The sequence below is a fragment of the Paenarthrobacter nitroguajacolicus genome, assembly GCF_051027655.1.
GTDB classification, from domain to species: domain Bacteria; phylum Actinomycetota; class Actinomycetes; order Actinomycetales; family Micrococcaceae; genus Arthrobacter; species Arthrobacter nitroguajacolicus.
Genome location: NZ_CP073234.1, coordinates 4,067,550 through 4,088,842, shown reverse-complemented (window position 1 = coordinate 4,088,842; position 21,293 = coordinate 4,067,550). Strand labels below are relative to the sequence as shown.

Sequence of the window (21,293 nt, the reverse complement as noted above, 5' to 3'; positions counted from 1 at the left end):
CGCCTATAAGCGGGGTTTGGCAACGACGGAACCTGGGGCGGCGCCCACCATTCCCTCGACGGCGCGGGCAAGGTGCGTGCCGCGATCGTTGACGCCATCCCAGCGGACCAAGGCTTGGGCGTTCAGGCCATCCACCATGCCGAGAATCTGCCAGGCGACGGCCGCGGCATCCGAAACGTTGAACGCTCCGGTCGCGTTCCCGTCCTCGACCACTCCCTGGAAGACCTTCTGCCAAGCATCCATTTGCTCGCGGACCGAGGCGGCCAGGGTTTCGTTGCGGCGTCCCAAGGTCCATGCCTCCACCCAGATTGCCGTGACGTCCAGCCTGCTGTTGTCCAAAAGGGTGTCCACCAAGAGGGCGAGTCGTTCCGACGGTCCCGGTTGCAGGCTCAGCAAGCCTGCGACTTCCTGTGTTTCCGCAGCCACGATGGTGGCGAAAGTGCTGGACACGAGCGCGTCCATGTTGGGTTGGTAGTGCGCCACCAGGCCTGAAGCGACTCCTACCCGGGCGGCTACATTGCGCAGTGTCAGGGCTGTAAGCCCGGCCTCGAGTGCGATCTCGCGGGCGGCCTCTGTGATTTCTGCGGCGCGCTCTGCCGGTGACTTCCGGACTGCGCGCTTCTGTGGAGTGCTTGACATCAAGGACCAGTCTAGATTACCTTTTCAGCATTGTTGATCGTGTGATCAACAAGAGATTTGCACTGAAGACGAAGGAGTCACCCATGGCTTGGAGAATGCCGGCCGAAACCGCACCGCATGAGCGCACTTGGATGGCGTTCCCCCGCACCGGCCTGACCCTTGGCCACGACGCCGCCTCCGCCGAAGAGGCCTACGCAGCCTGGACCGCCGTCGCCCATGCGGTAGCCGAATTCGAACCTGTCACCATGGTGGTGGACCCGAGCGAGCGCCAGCGCGCCGCCCGCATGCTGGGCAGCGGCATCGAACAGATCGAGGCACCGTTGGACGAGTTCTGGATGCGCGACGTCGGACCCACCTTCGTCCTCGACGACGAACGTCCCGGCGTGCTTGGCGCCGTGGACTGGATCTTCAACGGCTGGGGTGCTCCGGCGTGGTCCGAGTGGCAGAAGAGCGCCGGAATGGCCCGCTTCGTCGCCGGGAAGGCGGGCGCCGAGCTGGTCAGCTCGCTGCTGGTCAACGAAGGTGGCGCCATCCACGTGGACGGCGAAGGAACCGTGCTGGTCACCGAAACCGTGCAGCTGGATCCGGGCCGGAATCCCTATGCCGACAAGGCGGCAGTCGAAGCCGAACTGGCCCGCACCATCGGAGCCACCAAGGTCATTTGGGTACCCCGCGGACTGACTCGCGACTACGAGGACCTGGGCACGCGCGGCCACATCGACATGGTGGCCACCCTGCCCACCCCCGGCCGTATCCTGCTGCACTCCCAGACCAACCCGGAGCACCCGGACTACGAGGTCAGCCGCACGCTCCAGGCATTCCTGGAAACCCAGACGGATGCGGCGGACAAGCCGTTCGAGATTGTGCCGCTGCCTGCGCCGGAAACTTTGAGCGACGAAGACGGCTTTGTGGACTGGAGCTACGTCAACCACCTGGTGGTCAATGGTGGCGTCATCGCCTGTGGCTACGGTGAAGAACGTGCCGATTCCCTCGCGGCCGAGATCCTGGCCGAGGCCTACCCCGGCCGCCGCGTGGTCACCGTGGACGCCCGGCCGATCCTAGCCCGCGGTGGCGGCATCCACTGCATCACCCAGCAGCAGCCGCGCCTCAGTGGAGCACAACGCGCTGGAGGTGCAGCGTAATGGCCCGGTTCGACGTCGTAGAAGCGTCCATCGCGCAGTTGCGCGCTGCGCTCGAATCGGGCGAGGTGACCAGCGAGGAACTCACCCAGGCATACCTTGACCGTATCGATGCCTACGATCGCAACGGCATCAAACTCAACGCCATGGTGGTGATGAACCCGGAGGCTTTGGCGGACGCCCGGGCCTCGGACGAGCGCAGGGCGAAGGGCGCGGTGCGGGGGCCGCTGGACGGGATCCCCTACACAGCCAAGGACAGCTACTTGGCCAAGGGGCTTACGGCAGCTGCAGGTTCGCCGGCCTTTGAGCACTTGGTAGCGCAGAGCGATGCCTTCACCATTGAACGACTCCGCGACGCCGGAGCGGTGCTGCTGGGACTGACCAACATGCCGCCGATGGCCAATGGCGGAATGCAGCGCGGTGTGTACGGACGTGCTGAAAGCCCGTACAACCCTGAGTACCTGACGGCAGCCTTCGGTTCCGGCTCCTCCAACGGTTCCGGAACCGCGACGGCGGCCAGCTTCGCGGCCTTCGGCCTTGGTGAGGAGACCTGGTCGAGTGGCCGCGCACCGGCGTCGAACAATGCTCTTTGCGCCTACACGCCCTCGCGCGGCGTCATCTCGGTGCGCGGCAACTGGCCGCTGGTACCCACCATGGACGTCGTAGTCCCGCACACGCGCACCATGGCGGACATGCTGGAACTGCTGGATGTCATTGTTGCCGATGACGCTGAGACGCGCGGTGATTTTTGGCGCGCGCAGCCGTGGGTTCAGCTCCCGAAATCGTCCGAGGTCCGCCCGGAGTCCTACCTGACGCTTGCCGTGGAAGACGCCGACGGCGGGCAGCTGGCATTGCGGGGCAAGCGCTTCGGGGTGCCGCGCATGTATATCAACGCAGACCCGGACGCCGGGACCAGCGAGCAGCCGGGGATCGGCGGGCCCACCGGGCAGCGCATCGAGACGCGGGCTTCCGTGATTGACCTGTGGGAAGCCGCCAAGCGGGACCTTGAAGCCGCTGGTGCTGAGGTAGTGCTGGTGGACTTCCCTGTTGTCTCAAACTACGAAGGCGACCGCCCGGGAGCACGCACGATTGCCACTCGCGGCTTGGTCAGCACCGAGTACCTCAAACGTGAAATCGAGGACCTTTCGGCCTGGGCATGGGACGACTTCCTGCGCGCCAACGGTGATCCCGCCCTCAACAGACTTGCCGATGTTGACGGCGCGGCGATCTTCCCTCATCCGAAGGGCGCCCTGGCGGACCGCTACACCGGATTCGACGACCACATCTCCGCTTATCCGCGGCAAGTCCGTGAATACGGCGTATCCAACTTCACCGAGATCCCCGAGCTGGAAGGCGGAGTGCGCGGCCTGGAGGAGACCCGGCGCATTGACCTCGAGGAGTGGATGGACCGGCTCGGACTGGACGCGGTCCTGTTCCCGGCGGCTGCGGATGTGGGTCCTGCCGACATGGACGTCAACCCTGCGTCCGCGGACCTGGGCTGGCGTAACGGCGTGTGGGTGGCCAACGGCAACCTCGTTCCCAGGCACCTGGGAATCCCCACCGTTACCGTACCGATGGGAACCATGGCGGATATCGGTATGCCCGTGGGCCTCACCTTCGCCGGCCGCGCGTACGATGACACAGCACTGCTGACGATCGCCGCAGCCTTCGAAGCCACCGGTTCGCGCCGGACGGTGCCACCACATACGCCGCCGCTGTAATGGATTCGACGGCGGCCCTACGGGACCCAATGCGTGATGGGGCGTCGGCTCTGATTACAATCAAAGGGACGTCGACCACTGAGGGAATCATGAAGAAACTCACCACTGTCCTGATCGCTGCCGGGCTTATTGCCTCGGCATCCGCCTGTTCCGCTCAGCAGCAGCTGACCACCGCGGAAACCTGTGACCGCGTTGGCGTCGCCGCAGCCAGTATTCCGCAGAACCCGAGCCAGACGGCTTCGAACCGCGCAGCCAACGCCATCAGGCCCATCGAACCGGTGGCGTCCACCGAGATGAAGCCTGTAGTCACAGCCATCCTTGAGTATCTGGATGAGCAGGCAAAGGAAGAGCCGAACGAAGCAAAGATGGGCGAGCTCACGTCGGCCTTCCAGGAAGCCGGCGCCAAGTTCGGCGAGCTCTGCCGCGGCTAATGACGCCCGCGCGCTGAACACACAGACGTGCTGAACACGCAGACGTGCTGAACACGCAGGAGGGGACCGGTTGGATAACCGGTCCCCTTCTGCGTGCCCAACCCTCTATCACTTTCCCGCCCTAAAAACGGAACCCTCTCTCACTTCCCGTCGCTTTGGTGCCACCCGTCTATCACCTCCCGACCCTTTGGTGCCAACCGTCTATCACTCTTCTGAAGAAGGGAGAGAGGGTGGGCGGGAAGGGCTCGGGATGTGCGAGAGGGTTACTTTTCGTCGGGGCCAAGGTCAGGCCCGACGGCGAAGCTCACCTCGCGCGTCGCGCTTCCGTGGAGTTCCACGGCATCAACTGGCTGCCTAAGTGGTCGCAGCTGAACTCTTTTGCCTTGACCTTTAGAGCGGTGTATAGATGTATACAAGTACACTTTCCCTGAAGGCGGCTCGGCATGGCAGAACAACCACGAAATACGGGGGCGCACCTTGTCTACGGCGAGCTGAAGCGGCAGATCCTCAACCTTGAACTCAAACCGGGTGCGCGCATCTACGAACCCGCCATGGCCGCTGCCCTGCAGGTCAGCCGTACCCCGCTGAGGGAAGCCATCCGCCGCCTAATTTCTGAGAGCCTGCTCGAGCAGCAACCCACGGGCGGAGTGACAGTCCCGGCGTTGGACGAGAAGATGATTTCTGAGCTGTACGATGTTCGCGCAGCGTTGGAATCCCTGATGGCACGTGAGGCCTGCGCCAACGCCACCGCGGCGGACCTTGAGGAACTGCGCGGCATCCTGGCCCGCAACGCCGCGATGGTGGAGTTTGCCGACGAAGCCATGAAATACGGGGTTGCCCTGCACGCTGCGATCGCCAGGATTGCGCGGAACTCCTGGGCCCAGCGCTTCCATGAGCAGATCGCCAGCCAGGTTGAACGCTACCGACACTTCACCAACAACGCTCCCGAACGCCGTGACGAAGCGCTTGCCAATCACCGGCTCTTGGTCGAAGCCATTGTTTCCAAGGATGCGGATGAGGCAGCCAAGGTCGCCTTCGATCATGTCATTGGCGCACGTGATGAGACCTTGCGCGTCATCTCGAGCACTGGCCTCGTGGTCGAATGATCGGCGAACTCGGACGGCGTTCGTCCACCGCACTCCTGGTCCACTCGGCCCTCATCCAAGCTGTCACCTTCCTGGTCCGGCCGGCCACCACGTACCGCGCCCTGGAGCTGGATGTTCCTGGGTTCGCCCTCGGCCTTCTTGCCGCGAGCTACGCTGTGTTTCCCCTACTGCTCGCCCTGCCCATCGGCGGACTGGTGGACCGCCTTGGTGAGCGTCGCCTCATGGCGATCGGGGCCGCCGTCGTGCTGGGTTGTTCCGCCTTTCTGTTGTTCTGGGGGACGTCAGTCCCCGCGCTGGTGGCGGGCACAGCGCTTCTGGGCGCAGGGCAGTTGGCATGCGTGGTGGGGCAGCAGGCTGTGGTTGCGAACAATGCGGCGTCAACGCGTCTGGACTCCGCTTTCGGTTATCTGACCTTCGCAGCCTCTCTGGGCCAGGCTCTTGGACCGTTGGCCATATCCGTGGTTGGCGGTGCGTCTGTTCGCCCGAACACCAACGCGATCTTCCTGCTCGCGACGGCGATGAGCCTGGTGCTCTTCCTGACCACGTTCGTGATTTCCTCGAAGGTCAGCCGAGGGAGGCGCACTGCCAAGGGAGGACCAAAGGGCAGTGCGGTCGCCCTTCTTAGGACTCCCGGCGTCGTCCGGGCGTTGGCCACCAGTGCTACTGTCCTGGCAGTGGTGGACCTGACCGTCGTGTACCTGCCGGCACTCGGCGCCGAACGTGGCCTGACCGCGGCCACCGTGGGTCTGATGCTGACGGTTCGCGCCGTGTTTTCCATGGTCTCCCGGCTTGGGCTGGGCAGCATGTCCCGCAAACTTGGCAGGATGAAACTGCTGGTCCTCAGCTTGGCCATTTCCACGGTATCGCTGGGGGTGGCCGCGATTCCCATGCCCGCGTGGTTGCTCTTCATCGTCATGGCATTCCTCGGTTTGGGGCTCGGAATCGGCCAACCATTGACCATGTCCTGGCTCTCAGCCCAAGCGCCCGAAGGCCAACGCGGCCGTGCGCTCGCCTTGCGGTTGGCGGGTAACAGGGTGGGCCAAGTGGTCCTGCCCAGCGCGATAGGCGTCGTGGCGGTAGGACTCGGTGCGGCGGGAGTGTTCCTGGCATCCGCAGTAGCCGTGGGTGGAACCATGTTGTTGCTGCGTGGTGTGCGGCTGGACGACTAGCTGTACTGAGCTGAGAAGCTCGCGGCTTACACGCCCCGACCGTGCACGGGTCTGGCGTTCGCAGGGGGTTCTCCGACCTCGTGGATAGTATGGCCGCCGCAAGCCGTTTTGGTTACGCTGGCCCGATCGATGCGCGACACGATGAACCATCTCATGGCGTCGCGGAGTCGACACCAGCCAACCAAGTACCACTGGCCGTTCGTTGAGGCGAACAGCACGGGTTCGACGTCGCGGATGGTCGTGCTCCCGTCCTTCGATGTGTAGCGGATGCGGATTACCCGCTGCTCGGACATCGCCTGCTCCAGAGCCGACCTGATGATGCGCGAGGATGGGGGACCCGCATTAACCCAGACACGGCCAGCAAGCTCGTCGGCTCTTGCTCGGGTCTTGGGATCGAGGACATCTACGATCTTCCGGATCCCGGCTGCTGCCAGATCGGCATAGGGGGCGTCGGGTGCAGCAGACACGGCTGCCATGAGCGCTACGGCCTGCGTTGGGGACAGGCTTACGGGCGGCAGGGAAGCGCCAGCGGCCAACCCGTAGCCACCGCCCGGCCCTGGGCGCGACCATACGGGGGCACCGCTGCTCTCCAACGCGTCCAGGTCCCTCTTGACTGTGCGCACGGACACTTCGAACTCTCTCGCCAGCCGCTCGGCGGAGACCCCCCGCGTTCCGCTACGGCGAAGCATCTCGGACAGAGCATGGAGGCGTTCTGTTCGCCTCACCCTTCAGGCCGAACCAAATTCATGACATAAATAGTGACACACACTTGTCCTTGACGCCTGCGAGGGTAGGGACATGACAACAACTACAAGCAGTCCGGACATCATCCTCATCGCCGGCCACTGGCTGGGCGCCTGGGCGTGGGATGAAGTCCTTGAACATCTGGAAACCGACCACTCCCGTGCAGTTGCGGTGACGCTCCCTGGTCTCGACGGGGACGATCCTCAACGGGCGACGAAGACCCTCGACGATCAAGCTGCAGCCATTCTGGACATCTTTGCCGGACTCGGTACTTCCGAAGATCAGCCCGCGACAATCGTCGCTCACAGTGGGGCAAACGCCCCTGTCAGCCTTGTCCTTGACCGACACCCTGAGCTTGTACATCTGGTGGTGTGGGTCGACTCCGGCCCCTTGGCCACAGGGAGCGTCTTCGCCCCTGATCTCCCGGAAGGGTTGGAGGAGCTCCCGCTGCCGTCCCTCGAAGTCCTCGCACAGCAGGCAAGTCTCGAAGGCCTGAGCACAGAAGTCCTCGAGCGTTTTCGTGCCCGGGCCGTCCCTGAGCCTGGCCCCGTGCTTCGTCAGCCCGTCGAGCTCATGAACGATGCCCGCCGCAAGGTCCGGACCACCCTGGTGTGCTGCTCCATCCCTGGCGCGCAGGTGCTGGAGTTGGCCCATACAGGCCATGCCATGTTTGCTGAAGTCGCGAACATCGAGCATCTCGACGTCATTGACCTCCCCACGGGACATTGGCCCATGTGGAGCCGCCCCCGGGACCTGGCCAAGGTCATCCAGACAGCTTCCTCACGAGCCGACTAAGCCAGTGCTGCGCTGTTCGGGGAGGTCACTCCGCGAACAGCGCCGCCAGGTCGTCCGCCGTCAACGAGCCACCGGCCAGCGCGTCTCCCTCCATCACATCCGCGAAGAGCTGTGACTTCTTGGCCTTCAACGCCATGACCTTCTCTTCGATGGTGTCCTTCGCCACCAGGCGGTAGACCATCACGTTCCTGGCCTGCCCGATGCGGTGCGTTCGGTCCACGGCCTGAGCTTCTGATGCCGGGTTCCACCAGGGGTCCAGCAGGAACACGTAATCGGCTTCGGTCAGGTTGAGTCCGAAGCCACCTGCCTTCAACGAAATCAGGAACACCGGAGCGGCACCGTTCTTGAACTCGCTGACCACATCGCCGCGGTTGCGGGTGCTGCCATCGAGGTAGCAATACTCCACGCCCTCGGCGTCCAAACGCTCCCGAACCTTGCCCAGGAACCCTGTGAACTGGCTGAAAATCAGTGCCCGGTGGCCCTCGGAGATGAGGTCCTCCAGCTGTTCAAAAAGCACGTCCAGCTTGGATGACCGCACCCCGGACAGCGACGAATCCACCAACGACGCATCCAAGCTGAGCTGACGCAGCAACGTCAACGACTGGAAGATCGTGAAGCGGTTCTTGTTGACGTCATCGATCAGCCCAAGGATCTTTTGCCGCTCACGTTGCAGGTGCGTCTGGTAGACCTTCTGGTGCCGCGGGTTCAGCACAACTTCCAGGATTTGCTCCTGCTTGGGCGGCAGATCCTTGATGACCTGCTCTTTGGTGCGGCGCATCATGAGCGGACGCACACGACGCCGGAGCTTGCCCAGCTGCGCGGAGTCACCGTTCTTTTCGACCGGCTTTTGGTAGTTCTCGGCGAACCGTTTGGGGCTCGGGAACAGTCCCGGCGCCACGATCGATGTCAGCGCCCAGAACTCCATGAGGTTGTTCTCAAGTGGCGTGCCCGTGATGGCCAGCTTGAAACGGGCCGGCAGTTTGCGTGCACATTGGTACGCCTTGGACTGGTGGTTCTTGACGAACTGCGCCTCATCAAGCATCAGCCCTGCCCATTGGAAGGAGGCGTAGGCATCGTAATCAATCCGGAACAGGGCATACGAAGTAATAACGACGTCGGCGCCCGCCAACGCTTCGGATGGTGCCAGCCCGCTCTTGGCGAAGGTCTCACCGACGGTCCGCACCACGAGCCCCGGAGCAAAGCGCTGCGCTTCAGCAGCCCAGTTGCTCACAACACTCGTGGGCGCAACAACCAGGAATGGAGCCCTCGGCGCCACCGCCGAGGCATCACCCTGGGCGGCGGCAGCAGTCGAAGCCGCCAGGTCCTTCGCCGCACAAATCAGCGCGATCGCCTGCACGGTCTTACCCAGGCCCATGTCGTCAGCCAGCACGCCACCGAGGCTGTGCTTGTACAGGAAGCTTAGCCAGTTGAAACCCTCGAGCTGATACGGACGCAGCTCGGCGTTAAGGCCTGCCGGCAGTGGGAGCCCGGTCACGCCGTCGTCGAGCAGTCCGCCCACGGCTTCACGCCACGCGGCGGCCTGTTCATCCACGATTCCCAGTTGCGCCAGCTCGTCCCAGAGCCCGGCCTGGAAGCGGCTGATCTGCAGGGTGCCGTCCTTGTTGTCCGGGTTGTCCTGCAGGGAGCGGGCTTCGTCGATCAGGGCGCGGAGCTGGTGCAGCTCGGGAAGATCAAGCGAGAAGTAGGCGCCGCTGGGCAGCAGCATGCGGCTCATTCCGGCAGCAAGCGCGGAGAACACAGCCGCGAAGGAGACCGGTTCGCCTTCGAGAGTGATCACGATGCCGAGGTCGAACCAGTCGCCGCTCGCCGTTTCCTTCGTGGAAATGGACACCACCGGCGCTTCGGCGGCTTCACGATAGTCGGCGATGTCGCCGGAGGTTTCAACCACGACGTCCGGCAGGTCCTTGAGCGCGGGCAACACCTCTTCGGTGAACGCCAGTGTGTCCAAGCCGCCGAGCTCAGCGGAGGCAGCGATGCGGGGCGCACCCCAGCCGCCCGTTGCCGATTCGGCCAGCGCAGGGACCACATCCCACGGCCGCCCAAGTGACTCCAGGATCCGTGCTTCTTCAAGGTCGTCGCGGTAGCCCCGGTCATCCGGGTGCCGCCACAACGGCTGTGCGGTGACCAAGGTCCCGGACTTGTAGTGCCACTCCCAATGCAGCCGGACCTTGTGGTCGTTGCCGTAATTGGCCAGCAGGGACAGTGTGGGGACGGCCAGTGTGGGCAGCTCCACCGATTCATCCGCGGCCTGCACCGGCGTGGACTGCCGCAACTTCGGATAGAACGAGGTCAGGAACCGGCTCTCATCCTCGGCCGGGATCTGAAGTGTGTCGCCATCCATGACGAACTCCAGCAACTCATCGCTGATACCGCCCTCAATCGGGGCAAGCGTGATGAGATTCTTCTGCTGCGGCACGCCCGGCAGCGTTTCCCCTGAGTGCGTGAAGAAGATTCCGTTGGCCGGTTTGCCCAGGAACCCCACGGACCCCGGGTCCACGGGTTCCCCGCCCAAGGTCACCGACGGCGCGAGCTGCAGGCCGCCGTCGGGCGCTTCCTGCTTCGCGGTGTCCGGAGCGGCTTCAAGTCGCGCCAGACTGAGGCCGACGACGGCGGGTTGCGACTCAACGCGGACAGGCTCGCTACCAGCGGAGTGGATGAGCGGAATGCCCGCCTTGGTGGCATCGGCGAGGAGGGTCCAGAGGTTCTTGGCAGCGAAATCGTTCAGGCTCAACCACATGGCACCGGACGGTTGCTGCCGGCCGTTGCTGGAGCCGTGTGCCGCGAGGAAAGTCTGAAGCCACTCGACATGGACCTCATTGAATTCACGCCGGAAACTCACGTAGCTCAGGTTGTTCCACGAGACGTCGCCGCGGATCCACTTGCCCTTGGCGCCCATCATGACCGGGCGGGCCTTGAGTTGGCGGACGCTGCGCATGGGGTCGCGGCGGCCTGTGTAGGAGAAGTGGGCCGCGGGCTCTTCCACCTCGAACTGAAGCGCAAGCTGGATGCCGGCAGCGCTCGGAGCTGTGCCAGGTTTCGCGATCAACCTGTTGAGGGCTTGTTCCCACGCAGGACGTGCCGAGCCGCCCTGTTGGCCGGAGCCCACCCTCGACGTTTGAATTCCGGGAGCCTGGGAAAGAAGTTGGGCGCGGATGGTGGGGTGGTCTTCGGCAGTGAAGAGCAACGCGGCCACGTGCTTGCAGTCCTTGCGGACCGGGCAGCTGCAGATACCCACCGTGCAGCTCCAGCCGCTGGGCTTACGCACCAGTTTTGCCGACGTCGAATAAGGCTGCGGACCGGTGCCGCGGACCTTGCCCATCAGGAGGCCCGTAGCCGCGTCGAAAGAAATCCCGTTCACGCGGCTGCCCATGGCATAGGCCAATCCGGCCGCGAGCGAGCGGTCCGTGATGGCAGGAGTCTGAATGGCCAGTTCCCAGTTTTCGTCTGTGTGGGACGGCATGCGTAGGGCTACTTTCGGCAGGAGGTTATCTGTTCAATCTTAGTCAGCAGAAAACAGCTCCCAAACTTCGCCCTCCGTTAACCTCTTCCTCGATTGCCACGCCGCTCCCACGCGTACGTTGAAAGTGTCCGGAGCACCATCAGCTTTCAGCAGTGAGGATTCCCCATGACTATCAACGAGTACCCCGTCGTCCTGAGCAAGACCAGCTTCGAAGCCGGCAGTGCGGATGTAGTGGATTCCAACGTCAACGTGGTGAACGAGATGTACGCGGAGCTCCTCAACAGTGACGAAATCGCGACCCCTGCGCTCAACAGCTACTTTGTGGACTTCTACCTGACCCAGGCACTGTCCGGCGGTTTCGCCCAGTACGTCTTCACCGCACCGGAGCGTGAAGAAGTGGACGCCTACATCCGCGCCGGGCTCGAGGGCATGGGAGCCACCCGGCACCTTGACCTCTTCAACCGCACCGCCGCGGCCTTCGACGCCCTAACCGAAGATGAAGCCGAGGCCTACCTCGACGGCGACCTGGACGAGTCCGAAACGCAGCCTGCGGCTGTAGTTACCTTGGACGAGCTCGACGGCGAGTTCGAGGCACTGCTGGAAGAAGAGGACATCATCGAGCTCAACGCTGCCTACCTCCGCGGCCAGTCCGAACTGCTGGCTCTTTCGGATGAAGAAATCGAAGCGCACATTGCCGAACGCGTCGCCCAGATCCCGGACCTCGCCGAGCGCCAGGCCGAAGCCGACGAAGAAGCCCTCGCCAACGCCCCCGAGTTCGAGGTCATCATCCGCGAACTGTGCGACGTGGCCGGCTACGCCTTGGAAAAGATCACCATGGGCGATCCCAACTACGAGCACGACGGCGTGAAGACCCTCGCCTGGCACTTCTCCACCGACCACGGCGACTACATCATGGTGGAAGATGACGACGAGGCCTTCATGATTCACCCGGAGACCAAGGAGATTATCGCGGCCGTAGAGTTCGAGGAGTCCGAGGAATTCGCCGACGCGTAGGCCTTTGGTTCGGCCGGACGGCAGACATCCTCCGCGTGCTGCTCCTTCGTCGCTTTGACGCACGCTTCCGGATGCCTGCCGTCCGGCCGTTTGCCACGCTTCCGGATGCCTGCCGTCCGGCCGCTTTGACGCACGCTTCCGGATGCCTGCCGTCCGGCCGGCGGTTGCGGACACCGGGCCGCGAATTCACGGCTTTAGTCAGGTGGGTTTGTGTGTCGTAATAGACTCGACCGGTGCGTGCGTATTGGGAGCTGGCCAAGTCATCGTTCCGTCGCCATTCCACGTACCGTACTGCCGCCGTCGCCGGCGCTTTCACCAACTCGGTCTTCGGACTCATCCGGGCGTCGCTGCTGCTGAGCGCCATTACGACGGCGGGTGGGGCCATCGGCGGATACTCGGCGATGGAGGCCGCCACCTATGTGTGGTTGGGTCAGGCGCTCCTGGCACCTTTGGGCCTGTTCGGCAACACTGAGCTGGCAAGCCGCGTGAAGTCGGGGGACGTCGCCGTCGACCTTTCCAGGTCCGTCAACCTGACCGCGTCCTACTGGGCTCAAGACCTGGGCCGCGCCGCCTTCGACGTGCTGCCGCGCGGGTTACCGCCGCTCATCGTCGGAGCCCTGGTGACAGGGCTGGCGATGCCCGGAACTCCCGGGCCCTACCTGCTGGGATTCATGTCGATCGTGGCTGCCGTGTCCCTGAACTTTCTGGGCTTCTTCGCCATCAATCTGTTGTCCTTCTGGGTGCTCGAAATCCGCGGTTTCTGGATGCTGTACATGGTCCTGATGAACCTGCTGTCCGGGTTCCTGGTGCCCGTGACCTGGTTTCCTGACTGGCTGCTCGACTTCGCCCGGGCAACACCGTTCCCGTCAATGCTGCAGACCCCGGTGGACATTCTCGCGGGAAGGACCGTTGGCGCCGAAAGCCTTGCCATGGTGGGTCTCCAACTCCTCTGGCTGACCGTGCTGCTGGGGGTCGTGCAGGTGATGGTCCGCTTCGGTTCGCGGAGGCTGGTGGTGCAAGGTGGCTAGTCTGCGCGCGACCTCTCGGCGAGAAACCCGGGACCCTCACGCCCCGGTCGCTAACTTGGTCCTACTCAGACTCCTTGTCTCCGCCCGGCTGCGCTCGCAGCTCGCCTACCGGGGCAGTTTCCTCTCCGACGTCGCCGGGCAAGTCCTGCTGGGATTGACTGAGTTCGTGGAGCTCTACGCGATCGTCCACAACGTCTCCACGTTCGGCGGCATGACCTTGGCCCAGACACTCCTGGTATTCGGGCTCGCCTCGTTGTCGTTCGCACTCGGTGACCTGTTGATGGGGGAGACCGATTCCATGTCCGAGACCATCAGGTCCGGCAAGTTGGAGGTACTGCTGGTCCGGCCTTTGCCTGTCCTGCTCCAATTGGCGACCTCCGATTTCCAACTGAGACGCGTCGGGCGGCTGATCTTCGCAGTGGCTGCGCTTATTGCAGCTCTCCTGCTCACGGAAATCGACTGGGACCCTGCCAAGGTCACGTTGGCCCTCATCACACCCCTTGCGGGGGCGGCGATCTTCTGCGCACTCTTCCTTGGCGCTGGAGCCATGCAATTCTGGATCCTCGACGGCAGGCAATTCGCCAATGCTTTCACCTACGGAGGGCGGTATGTGGCCTCCATGCCCGGAGCGGCGCTGTTCTTCCCAATCCAAATCTTCTTCACGTTCGTCATCCCGGCAACGTTGGTGGCCTACGCTCCCAGCCTGGTCATCCTCGACCTCGACGGCCCAGCCGGTATCCCGGCCTGGACGGGTTGGCTGGGACTGCCGGCCGCCGTCGTCCTTAGCGGACTCATGCTGCTCCTCTGGCGGGCGGCCATCAAAAAATACACCGGCGCAGGAGGCTGACATGCCCATCATCGAAGTGGAAAACCTGAGCCGGGAATTCCAAGTCATGGAATCCGTCGGGCGGTTCCGGCGACGCAAGAAGACAGTTCACGCGGTCCGTGGGATCGACTTCACAGTGGAACCGGGGGAGGCCGTCGGCTACATCGGAGCCAACGGGGCAGGCAAGTCCACCACCATCAAGATGCTGACGGGTGTCCTGGTGCCAAGCTCGGGACGCGTGACCGTCTGCGGGTTCAACCCGGTGCCTCAGCGTAAAGCGTTGGCCCGGAAGATCGGCGTCGTGTTCGGACAGCGCTCGCAGCTTTGGTGGGACCTCCCCCTGCAGGACTCTTACCCGATCCTCGGCGCCATGCATCGCATGCCCGAGGCCGACTGGCGGCCCAGGTTCCGTGAGCTGGCCGACCAGATGGACCTGGCGGAGTTCCTCACCACGCCTGTTCGGCAACTTTCCTTGGGCCAGCGGATGCGGGGCGAGGTCGCGGCTGCCCTGCTGCACCGGCCGGAGCTGGTGATCCTGGACGAGCCGACCATTGGCCTGGACATGATCAGCAAAGAGAAACTGCGTCAGTTCCTGGACGCTGAGCGCCGCGAGAACGGCACCACGCTGCTGCTGACCACACACGACATGAGCGACATCCAGCGTTTATGCCAGCGCGTCCTGGTAGTCGACGACGGCGCAATCGCCTACGACGGTCCGCTCACCGGTTTGGCTGAGGTGGCCGGAGCCGTGCGCACCATGGTGGTTGACCTCACCGCCCCCGTGCACTCCGCTGCTCTCTTTAAGCTGCCTGACGGCGCAGTGCACGAGGGCATTGAGGTCGATGGAATCAGGCACAGCGTTTCCTTCGATCCGCGCAGGCTCTCAGCGGCCACCGTGCTTGCCGCGATTTCCAGCACAGCCGAGGTTGCCGACCTGTCCTTGCACGAGCCCGACATCGAGCACCTGGTGCGGCAGCTCTACGGGAGTGCGAGGCGGTAGTTGAATTGCACGAGTTCGCTGGAACCTTGTGTGCTCGCCCGGAACCTTTCGGCGATACGGCAGGTTTCCCACGAACCCGGCGCGCTGGGCTTGCAGCCTAGCTGTTCTGGTCCAGCGCCTTGGCGAGGTAGCCGAGTAGCTCGTCATCGACGTCGTCAATTGACTTCAGCCGCACCCGGCGGTCGAAGAAGTTTCCCTCCCGTACCTTCACGGCCTCGAGCCTGCCCTCGGCTGGAGCGTCCAAACGCAGGGCGATATCAACGGTGGTGTTGTTGGTCCGGGTGACTTGGGCAAACTTCCGCCGAGGGCTGTGAAGCGAAACATAGCCCTTGCGCATCTGGATCACTACGCCGTCGGTCTCAGCGGACCAAGCCATCAGAGCGTCGGCTATGGGGCGCAACTGGGGGTGGTTGGCGTATTGGCCGTCGATGAGTTCATCGGCGTCCCGGAGCATGAACTCGGGGTAGCCGAACATTTCCCACGAGACTGCGTATTGCGCGTAGCCCGTGATTCCGTGTTCGTCGCGCATCCAGTCGCGGAGCCCGGCGTCGTTCTTCAAGCCCTTGGCGCGGCCCTCTTCGGCCCACCAATGGACGTCGTGTCCGGACTTGCGCAGAAGCAACGCCTGGTTGCTGTCCACCATGGTCTGCCACGTCTTGGCCGCAGCATTGAAGTCAGAAGTCTCGCCCATATCCCGATCGTAGCCCGGCGCTGTTTCTGACTTCGCTGGAAACGTGCGCCTTCGTGGGCAAACTTTCGGCGTGTTCGCAACGTTCCCGCGGCCTCGGCGCTCGGATTTCCACATAGCGCCGCGCACCTCTTTAGCGACTGTATGTTTGGTTGCCATGCTGAGCCGATGGAGCCGCCGTCATCGCGTGAAAGTACCGCCCCGATAGTCCGCCCGCTTCCTGTGCGTGGGTATATCTGGAGGACCGATGAATTACTCCGATTCGGTCTCAACAGTCGAAATATCAAGGCGCTTGTGGAGGCCGGTGAACTGCATCGCTTGAGATATGGCTGCTATATCAGGGCCAGCAAGTGGAACTCCTTGGGGCCGAGGAGGCAGGCCAGGGAGCGGATCGTGGCACATGCGCATGGGACACTGACCACGTCAACAGGTGGTTTCGTTTACAGCCATTTGTCGGCGGCACGACTCCATGGTCTCTTCGTGTGGGGTGTTGATGACAAGGTTCATGTCCTGCACCAAACCAGGCCTTCCTCCGACCGTTGGGGCAGGGATGTCCGGGGACACACAGAAACTTTCACCGAGGACGATGTGGTGCAGGTTCAGGGTTTGCGGGCGACTACACTCGAACGCACCATCTTTGACAGTGCCAGGATGCTTAGCTATCCCAAAGCACTTGTGATTATGGACCATGGTTTACGAGTCGGAGCCGATATCAGCGCACTTGCCGACTTGGCAGCCGTCTCCTCCGGAAAGCGGGGAATCCGCACGCTGCGCAAGGCTTTGGACAACGCAGACCCGCGCTCCGAGTCTGCCGGCGAGACGCTGACCCGTGAGTTGATGCAAAGGCTCAGAATCAGGCCCCCACAGCCCCAATTCGAGGTGCAGTCCCGTTTGGGTCGCCATCGCATGGATTTCGCTTGGGAAGAGGAAAAACTGGCTCTGGAGTTCGACGGTCGAACCAAATACTTCGACTTCAAACCGACGGACGAGGTCATCTTTCAAGAACGACGGCGGGAAAAGGCACTGGCAGAGGAGGGCTGGCGGTTTATCCGAATCGAGTGGAAGGACCTTTTTCAGGAGCGCGCCTTCAAGGAACGCATACTTCGGGCGCTCAGGTGATCAGTCCGGACTGCGAGTTCGTGGGAACCCTGCCTGTTCGGGAGGAACCTTTCGGCGACATGGCAGGCTTCCCGCGATCTCGGTGCCACGCGTCAGTAGCCCGAACCCGCAGCGCCTTTGATCATCTCCCCGGCCGGACTGACCAGGTACCAGACGCCGCCCACGCCCTGACCCGTCACGTCGCCGGGAGCTTTGTCCTTGGCGTAGTAGTACAGGGGCATGCCGTTGAGTGTTACTTGCTTCTTGCCGTCAGGCGTCGCAATGGTTCCCATAGTCCCGGTGACGCCTTCAACCGTGGGCGTATCCGACGTCGTGGTGAAAACAGGCCAAGCTTCCAGGCAAGCGTCCACGCAAGCGCTGGTTCCCGAGTCCTTGACGTCTTTGGTGAAGAAGTAAAGGCTCATGCCCTTGCTGTCCACCACGATTTGCCCGGCGCTGGATGATGACACTTTCATCTCGGCGCCAGCTGCGGTGGTGGAGTCCACTGTCGGGGACGCGGAGGTTGCTGCCGAAGAGGGAGTAGCCGCGGGCGGTGGTGCGGAGGTAGCGGTGGTTCCAGGACTTCCGCCACACCCGGCCAAGGCAGCGGTCAGGATCAACACACCGAATCCAAAACTGAGTCGTTTCTTCATGTCTAGCTCCTTTGACGAGCCGGCCGGAAAGGACCGGCGCTAACCCCTACGACGCCGCCGGGGGAAGAATGGTTCATGGGGCTGAACCTTTTCCGTTCGCTCGTCGTCGTATAGGCGAAGGGGCAGCTGAAAGAGGGAGGTGGCTATGCCGTTGGATGAAGACGTGGTGGCTGCGATCTACCGCGACCACGGCACTGCTCTGAAGCGCTTCGTTCTCAGCTGCACGTCCGACGCCCATCAAGCGGACGACGTCGTTCAGGAAACCATCCTCAAGGTATGGCAGCACGCCCCGCAGATCACGGGAAGTTTGCGCAGCTACCTTTTCCGGACGGCCCGCAACGTCATCATCGACAGCTACAGGAAGGCCCAGCGCCGCCCTGCCGAGGCCGGCGAGCAGGACCTCCCGGAACATCCTGCAACGGAGCGCGTTGATGAACTCCTGAACAGGGTCCTCATGGAGGAAGCGCTGCTACGCCTGAGCCACGAACACCGCCAGGTTTTGGTGGCCCTCCACTATCAAAGGTTCACCGTTAGCGAGGCAGCACTGCAGCTGAACATCCCGGCGGGAACCGTGAAATCCAGGGCTTTCTACGCTGTGAAAGCCCTCCGAACGATCCTTGATGAAATGGGGGTGGAACGATGAACGGCAACTCCGCACACCAGTCGCTGGGCGCCTATTTGCTGGGTGGGCTCGAGCCCGAGGAGGCACGCACGTTTGAGGATCATCTCGCAAAATGTGCTGAGTGCCGCCACGAGTTGGAGCAACTGGAAAGCCTGCCCGCCTTGCTCGACGCCGTTCCCGCAGCTGACGCCGTCGCCCTCACCGTCGCTGGAGGCGCGAACGCGCTCTCACCATTGGAACCGAAACCTGAGGCGCTCCCCGAGAAGGTCTTGGTGGACCTGTCGATCCGCAGGCGGAAATCACGACGGCGGTGGGCGGCTTTGGTGGGCGCGGTTGCTGCTGCTTGCCTTGCTGTTGGCTTCTTCGCCGGGCCCCTGCTGAACCAGCCCGCGAAACCGGACGCAAGCTATTCGGTTCAGTCGGAAAGTGGATTGCAGCTGACCGTGGGCATGGTGAAGAAGAACTGGGGTACCGAACTCGCTGTGGAGGGCCGGTCCATGCCGCTGGAAGGCACGCTCTACCTGTGGGTGAAAGGCCGGGATGGTGCTGAAGAACGCACGTGCGGATGGACGGCCACTCAGAGCGGCCGGATCAAGATCACGGGTGCCACTCCGGTGCAGTTGGCCGGCATCGCCGGTGTTGAGCTTCGTGATGAAGCAGAGAAGACCGTGGCCTCGATTTCGGTGCCGTGAACCTTAGCGGTCCGTGACCCCTGACCCCTGGGCACGCAGTTCCGCAATCAGGGCCTGGTCTTCGCAAGCCCGGGCGAACGCCTCAATGCGACGCTCAATCTCCCGGCCCAGGAGCCAGGTTCCGATCCTCTCGGCCAACGGCTTCACCCGGGCCGGGCGGCAGGAAAAGGTGTACTTCCAGACTGCCCGGGTGCCGCCGTCGTCCGGGGTGAACCGCCAGCCGCCGCCGAAATTCTCAAAGAACCAAGGCCCGGACACCATTGTCATACCCACGTTTCGTGGAGGCGTGTACGAGACGTACTCACTGACCATTTTCAGGCCCATGCGGGAGACAGTCCGGGTCCTGACGCCCTTGCCAGCCGATTTGGCCCCATCCAGAAAGGCTTGGGCGGAGATGAACGGATCCCATTTGAGCCTGAAATCACCCGTGGTCTGGGAGAGGGCAAAAGCGGTCTCGGGATCCAGCCGAATCAGCCGCTCGGCACGCACCTGTGGCATTAGGATCCCTGCCCAGCGCCGAGTACCAGGAACACCATGAAGGCAACACCAAAGACATTGACCGCCATGATCGCCAATCCGACAATTCCCGTGATGCGGCCCGCGTTCATGCGACCCGCCCGGAATACCGCGAGCAACCCACTGACTACAGCCACAATAGCCAGAAGGACCGCGACTCCCGCCAGGATCAGTGCACCGAACCACCAAGCGTCGTTGCCCTGGTTGTAGCGGCTTATCGACGAGGCGATAGCGGCAATACCCAAGGGAATGCTCACTACGGCCGCGACGGGGGAGAGGACAGCAGCGACGATGCTCGTGATGCCGGCGCCCAGGCCCCGCGCTCCGGACCGTTGTGGTTGCTGGTAGTAGTCGATCGGCGGCTGATAGCTCATGGTTCCCCCATAGTCCGTTGGCTAAAGCTTGCGGTACGTGAGGTCAAAGATCATGCGCCCGGCCTCGTGGGCTTTGTTCTCAAAGCTCGTCCGGATGCGGCCCTCGAACCGGGGAGCCCAGCCGCCTTCTTCATCAACGCCCTCGTTCGGACCGGTGTGCTCGGTGCTCACGGGCGCGCGGCCTTCCCTCACGGGCGCACCGCCCACAACAGATTCGACGCCGGACTGCCATACCTGCGTCAGCGGGCTCTCCTCGCCGCTGCGCTCGCCTTCGTGCATGTTCTCGAACTCTGTGGACCCGGCCAGCACTTCGCGGACGTGCACGGCATAGTTGGACCAGTCCGTGGCGATGCGCCAGTAACCGCCCTTTGCGAGAGCCTTGGCAGCTACTGAAGCGAAGGCAGGTTGAATAAGGCGTCGCTTGTGGTGCCGTGCCTTGTGCCAGGGGTCCGGGAAGAACACCCAAAGCTCGCTGACCGACCCCTCCGGGAGCATCGACTCGAGAACCTCTGGGGCGTTGGCTTCCACCACCCGCACGTTGGTTAGCCCACGGCTGTTGATCTTGATGATGGTGTTGGCCAAACCTGGTGTGTAGACCTCTACCGCAAGGAAGTCCTTGTCCGGGTTCTGCTCCGCGGCATGGACCACAGCATCACCCAGGCCCGAACCGATCTCCACAATCAGGGGTGCCTTGCGCCCAAAGACTGCCTCGGCGTCGAAGGTGTAGTCCGGGTGGACCGAGGTGTTGGCAACATGGCGCGGCACCTGAATGGCCCAGCGTTCTGCGTGCTCTTCCCATGCGGCTTGCCTGCGGCCCTGCAGTCGGGTGCCACGGCGCACAAAGCTGACTGGCCGACCACCGTAGGTACCGAAGGAAGCCTGGCTGCCGGGCGTGACTGGTCGCGGGGAATCTGGGGTTTCACTCATCCTTTCCAGAATACTTTGGTTCCGACGAGACGTTCGGCGGACCCGATCGAGTACGGGTAGCGGGCGCTCTTAGAAGAGGATCAGGTAAGGACTCGTTATCAATACCCAAAGGCCGATCGAGACCTCCAGTGCGACAACAGCCAAGCCGGACATGCCCATAAACCATGCCCTCGTGTGGTGTCCGCCGGGTGAGCGGCCCCTGGCCAAAACCATCGACGATATGCCCAGCACTAGTGCCACAAATCCGCATGTGCACGGGAGGCTCCACACAACGGTAGGCACGACCCAAGCTAACCTGCCGGATGATGGGCCTGACCTCGTAAGAAGCACCGCAAGCAGAGAGAAGGGAATGGTCACGTACCAGCACAACGGCGCAGCCAAAGAAAACACGACGCTTGCAATTCCTGTATTCAACCCCGGTGGCTGCGCCGGGGGGACGAGCACGTAACCCAGGGTGGGCTTATCACTCTTAGTGGTGTTCGGCGAAGATTCAGGCTCTCTATCCATGCCCTCAACGCTATGGATCGCCAAGCAACACAGGCAGGGGTGATCAGCCCTATGTGGATAACTGCACTGGAGTCGACTGGTCACATCCTGCCCAACAAGCCCGGATCAGGACTGACTGACAGA

Annotated in this window: 21 protein-coding genes; 13 read left to right on the top strand and 8 right to left on the bottom strand. The window is 63.1% G+C overall.

Annotated features, from left to right (window positions below):
• Nucleotides 1-3: 3 nt before the first annotated feature.
• Nucleotides 4-639 (bottom strand): TetR/AcrR family transcriptional regulator, encoded by a 636-nt coding sequence (locus KCX59_RS19250; protein ID WP_178995916.1) that lies wholly within the window; start codon nt 637-639, stop codon nt 4-6.
• An 83-nt stretch (nt 640-722) separates the two neighbouring features.
• Here KCX59_RS19250 and KCX59_RS19245 point away from each other — a divergent pair, with 83 nt between their 5' ends.
• The 5 genes from KCX59_RS19245 (at nt 723) to KCX59_RS19225 (ending at nt 6,205) form a co-directional block, all read left to right on the top strand.
• Nucleotides 723-1,781 carry an agmatine deiminase family protein gene (locus KCX59_RS19245; RefSeq protein WP_179017718.1) on the top strand — a complete coding sequence of 353 codons (1,059 nt, stop codon included), beginning with the start codon at nt 723-725 and terminating at the stop codon, nt 1,779-1,781.
• On the top strand, nt 1,781-3,499 hold the full coding sequence (locus tag KCX59_RS19240) for an amidase (protein WP_179017717.1): 1,719 nt from the start codon (nt 1,781-1,783) through the stop codon (nt 3,497-3,499). Before KCX59_RS19245 ends, KCX59_RS19240 begins: the two co-directional genes overlap by 1 nt.
• Before the next feature lie 89 nt (nt 3,500-3,588).
• Nucleotides 3,589-3,930 carry a hypothetical protein gene (locus KCX59_RS19235; protein ID WP_014922851.1) on the top strand — a complete coding sequence of 114 codons (342 nt, stop codon included), beginning with the start codon at nt 3,589-3,591 and terminating at the stop codon, nt 3,928-3,930.
• A 443-nt stretch (nt 3,931-4,373) separates the two neighbouring features.
• On the top strand, nt 4,374-5,036 hold the full coding sequence (locus KCX59_RS19230) for a GntR family transcriptional regulator (RefSeq protein ID WP_179017716.1): 663 nt from the start codon (nt 4,374-4,376) through the stop codon (nt 5,034-5,036).
• On the top strand, nt 5,033-6,205 hold the full coding sequence (locus tag KCX59_RS19225; protein ID WP_178995923.1) for an MFS transporter: 1,173 nt from the start codon (nt 5,033-5,035) through the stop codon (nt 6,203-6,205). Before KCX59_RS19230 ends, KCX59_RS19225 begins: the two co-directional genes overlap by 4 nt.
• A gap of 26 nt (nt 6,206-6,231) precedes the next feature.
• On the opposite strand, the gene KCX59_RS19220 is transcribed toward KCX59_RS19225, so the two are convergent.
• Nucleotides 6,232-6,894 (bottom strand): WYL domain-containing protein, encoded by a 663-nt coding sequence (locus KCX59_RS19220; protein WP_218649294.1) that lies wholly within the window; start codon nt 6,892-6,894, stop codon nt 6,232-6,234.
• Nucleotides 6,895-7,003: 109 nt separating this feature from the next.
• Here KCX59_RS19220 and KCX59_RS19215 point away from each other — a divergent pair, with 109 nt between their 5' ends.
• Nucleotides 7,004-7,744: an alpha/beta fold hydrolase gene (locus tag KCX59_RS19215; RefSeq protein WP_178995928.1), complete on the top strand. Its 741-nt coding sequence runs from the start codon at nt 7,004-7,006 to the stop codon at nt 7,742-7,744.
• Between the two features lie 25 nt (nt 7,745-7,769).
• Here the strand turns inward: KCX59_RS19215 and KCX59_RS19210 are convergent, their stop codons facing one another.
• Nucleotides 7,770-11,225, bottom strand: a complete 3,456-nt coding sequence (locus KCX59_RS19210) for a DEAD/DEAH box helicase (protein ID WP_179017714.1) — start codon at nt 11,223-11,225, stop codon at nt 7,770-7,772.
• 165 nt (nt 11,226-11,390) lie between these two features.
• Here KCX59_RS19210 and KCX59_RS19205 point away from each other — a divergent pair, with 165 nt between their 5' ends.
• The 4 genes from KCX59_RS19205 to KCX59_RS19190 all read left to right on the top strand — a co-directional run bounded on the left by KCX59_RS19205 (nt 11,391) and on the right by KCX59_RS19190 (nt 15,093).
• On the top strand, nt 11,391-12,239 hold the full coding sequence (locus KCX59_RS19205) for a DMP19 family protein (RefSeq protein WP_178995932.1): 849 nt from the start codon (nt 11,391-11,393) through the stop codon (nt 12,237-12,239).
• A 233-nt stretch (nt 12,240-12,472) separates the two neighbouring features.
• Nucleotides 12,473-13,267, top strand: coding sequence for an ABC transporter permease (locus KCX59_RS19200; protein WP_179017713.1), 795 nt, complete (start codon nt 12,473-12,475; stop codon nt 13,265-13,267).
• A gap of 55 nt (nt 13,268-13,322) precedes the next feature.
• Nucleotides 13,323-14,114: an ABC transporter permease gene (locus tag KCX59_RS19195; RefSeq protein ID WP_179017712.1), complete on the top strand. Its 792-nt coding sequence runs from the start codon at nt 13,323-13,325 to the stop codon at nt 14,112-14,114.
• A gap of 1 nt (nt 14,115) precedes the next feature.
• Nucleotides 14,116-15,093, top strand: a complete 978-nt coding sequence (locus KCX59_RS19190; protein WP_179017711.1) for an ABC transporter ATP-binding protein — start codon at nt 14,116-14,118, stop codon at nt 15,091-15,093.
• Nucleotides 15,094-15,190: 97 nt separating this feature from the next.
• Here KCX59_RS19190 and KCX59_RS19185 read toward each other — a convergent pair whose 3' ends face one another.
• Nucleotides 15,191-15,784, bottom strand: a complete 594-nt coding sequence (locus tag KCX59_RS19185) for a DUF5655 domain-containing protein (protein WP_256871452.1) — start codon at nt 15,782-15,784, stop codon at nt 15,191-15,193.
• A gap of 165 nt (nt 15,785-15,949) precedes the next feature.
• Between KCX59_RS19185 and KCX59_RS19180 the strand changes: the two genes are divergently transcribed.
• Nucleotides 15,950-16,900 (top strand): type IV toxin-antitoxin system AbiEi family antitoxin domain-containing protein, encoded by a 951-nt coding sequence (locus tag KCX59_RS19180; protein WP_178995939.1) that lies wholly within the window; start codon nt 15,950-15,952, stop codon nt 16,898-16,900.
• A gap of 92 nt (nt 16,901-16,992) precedes the next feature.
• Here the strand turns inward: KCX59_RS19180 and KCX59_RS19175 are convergent, their stop codons facing one another.
• A complete protein-coding gene (locus KCX59_RS19175) occupies nt 16,993-17,532 on the bottom strand; it encodes a hypothetical protein (protein WP_178995941.1) in 540 nt (179 codons plus the stop codon).
• A gap of 145 nt (nt 17,533-17,677) precedes the next feature.
• On the opposite strand from KCX59_RS19175, the gene KCX59_RS19170 reads away from it, so the two are divergent.
• On the top strand, nt 17,678-18,175 hold the full coding sequence (locus KCX59_RS19170; RefSeq protein WP_179017710.1) for a sigma-70 family RNA polymerase sigma factor: 498 nt from the start codon (nt 17,678-17,680) through the stop codon (nt 18,173-18,175).
• Nucleotides 18,172-18,846: an anti-sigma factor family protein gene (locus KCX59_RS19165; protein ID WP_179017709.1), complete on the top strand. Its 675-nt coding sequence runs from the start codon at nt 18,172-18,174 to the stop codon at nt 18,844-18,846. The genes KCX59_RS19170 and KCX59_RS19165 overlap by 4 nt, the downstream gene beginning before the upstream one ends.
• 3 nt (nt 18,847-18,849) lie before the next feature.
• Here the strand turns inward: KCX59_RS19165 and KCX59_RS19160 are convergent, their stop codons facing one another.
• The 3 genes from KCX59_RS19160 to trmB are packed head-to-tail and all read right to left on the bottom strand — an operon-like array spanning nt 18,850 to nt 20,663.
• Nucleotides 18,850-19,344, bottom strand: coding sequence for a type II toxin-antitoxin system RatA family toxin (locus tag KCX59_RS19160; protein ID WP_179017708.1), 495 nt, complete (start codon nt 19,342-19,344; stop codon nt 18,850-18,852).
• Entirely contained in the window at nt 19,344-19,736 is a 393-nt protein-coding gene (locus tag KCX59_RS19155) for a hypothetical protein (RefSeq protein WP_179017707.1), read from the bottom strand. The genes KCX59_RS19160 and KCX59_RS19155 overlap by 1 nt, the downstream gene beginning before the upstream one ends.
• A 21-nt stretch (nt 19,737-19,757) precedes the next feature.
• Complete coding sequence (trmB, locus tag KCX59_RS19150; protein WP_179017706.1) at nt 19,758-20,663, bottom strand: tRNA (guanosine(46)-N7)-methyltransferase TrmB; 906 nt, start codon at nt 20,661-20,663, stop codon at nt 19,758-19,760.
• Between the last annotated feature and the right edge of the window lie 630 nt (nt 20,664-21,293).

Excerpts from the sequence above, each read along its gene's own strand:
- KCX59_RS19220 (WP_218649294.1), bottom strand. The coding sequence starts at position 6,894 with ATGCTTCGCCGTAGCGGAACGCGGGGGGTCTCCGCCGAGCGGCTGGCG.
- KCX59_RS19190 (WP_179017711.1), top strand. The coding sequence starts at position 14,116 with ATGCCCATCATCGAAGTGGAAAACCTGAGCCGGGAATTCCAAGTCATG.
- KCX59_RS19205 (WP_178995932.1), top strand. The coding sequence starts at position 11,391 with ATGACTATCAACGAGTACCCCGTCGTCCTGAGCAAGACCAGCTTCGAA.
- trmB (WP_179017706.1), bottom strand. The coding sequence starts at position 20,663 with ATGAGTGAAACCCCAGATTCCCCGCGACCAGTCACGCCCGGCAGCCAG.
- KCX59_RS19155 (WP_179017707.1), bottom strand. The coding sequence starts at position 19,736 with ATGAGCTATCAGCCGCCGATCGACTACTACCAGCAACCACAACGGTCC.
- KCX59_RS19215 (WP_178995928.1), top strand. The coding sequence starts at position 7,004 with ATGACAACAACTACAAGCAGTCCGGACATCATCCTCATCGCCGGCCAC.
- KCX59_RS19185 (WP_256871452.1), bottom strand. The coding sequence starts at position 15,784 with ATGGGCGAGACTTCTGACTTCAATGCTGCGGCCAAGACGTGGCAGACC.
- KCX59_RS19250 (WP_178995916.1), bottom strand. The coding sequence starts at position 639 with ATGTCAAGCACTCCACAGAAGCGCGCAGTCCGGAAGTCACCGGCAGAG.
- KCX59_RS19235 (WP_014922851.1), top strand. The coding sequence starts at position 3,589 with ATGAAGAAACTCACCACTGTCCTGATCGCTGCCGGGCTTATTGCCTCG.
- KCX59_RS19175 (WP_178995941.1), bottom strand. The coding sequence starts at position 17,532 with ATGAAGAAACGACTCAGTTTTGGATTCGGTGTGTTGATCCTGACCGCT.
- KCX59_RS19160 (WP_179017708.1), bottom strand. The coding sequence starts at position 19,344 with ATGCCACAGGTGCGTGCCGAGCGGCTGATTCGGCTGGATCCCGAGACC.
- KCX59_RS19165 (WP_179017709.1), top strand. The coding sequence starts at position 18,172 with ATGAACGGCAACTCCGCACACCAGTCGCTGGGCGCCTATTTGCTGGGT.
- KCX59_RS19170 (WP_179017710.1), top strand. The coding sequence starts at position 17,678 with ATGCCGTTGGATGAAGACGTGGTGGCTGCGATCTACCGCGACCACGGC.
- KCX59_RS19180 (WP_178995939.1), top strand. The coding sequence starts at position 15,950 with ATGGAGCCGCCGTCATCGCGTGAAAGTACCGCCCCGATAGTCCGCCCG.
- KCX59_RS19210 (WP_179017714.1), bottom strand. The coding sequence starts at position 11,225 with ATGCCGTCCCACACAGACGAAAACTGGGAACTGGCCATTCAGACTCCT.
- KCX59_RS19245 (WP_179017718.1), top strand. The coding sequence starts at position 723 with ATGGCTTGGAGAATGCCGGCCGAAACCGCACCGCATGAGCGCACTTGG.
- KCX59_RS19225 (WP_178995923.1), top strand. The coding sequence starts at position 5,033 with ATGATCGGCGAACTCGGACGGCGTTCGTCCACCGCACTCCTGGTCCAC.
- KCX59_RS19230 (WP_179017716.1), top strand. The coding sequence starts at position 4,374 with ATGGCAGAACAACCACGAAATACGGGGGCGCACCTTGTCTACGGCGAG.
- KCX59_RS19240 (WP_179017717.1), top strand. The coding sequence starts at position 1,781 with ATGGCCCGGTTCGACGTCGTAGAAGCGTCCATCGCGCAGTTGCGCGCT.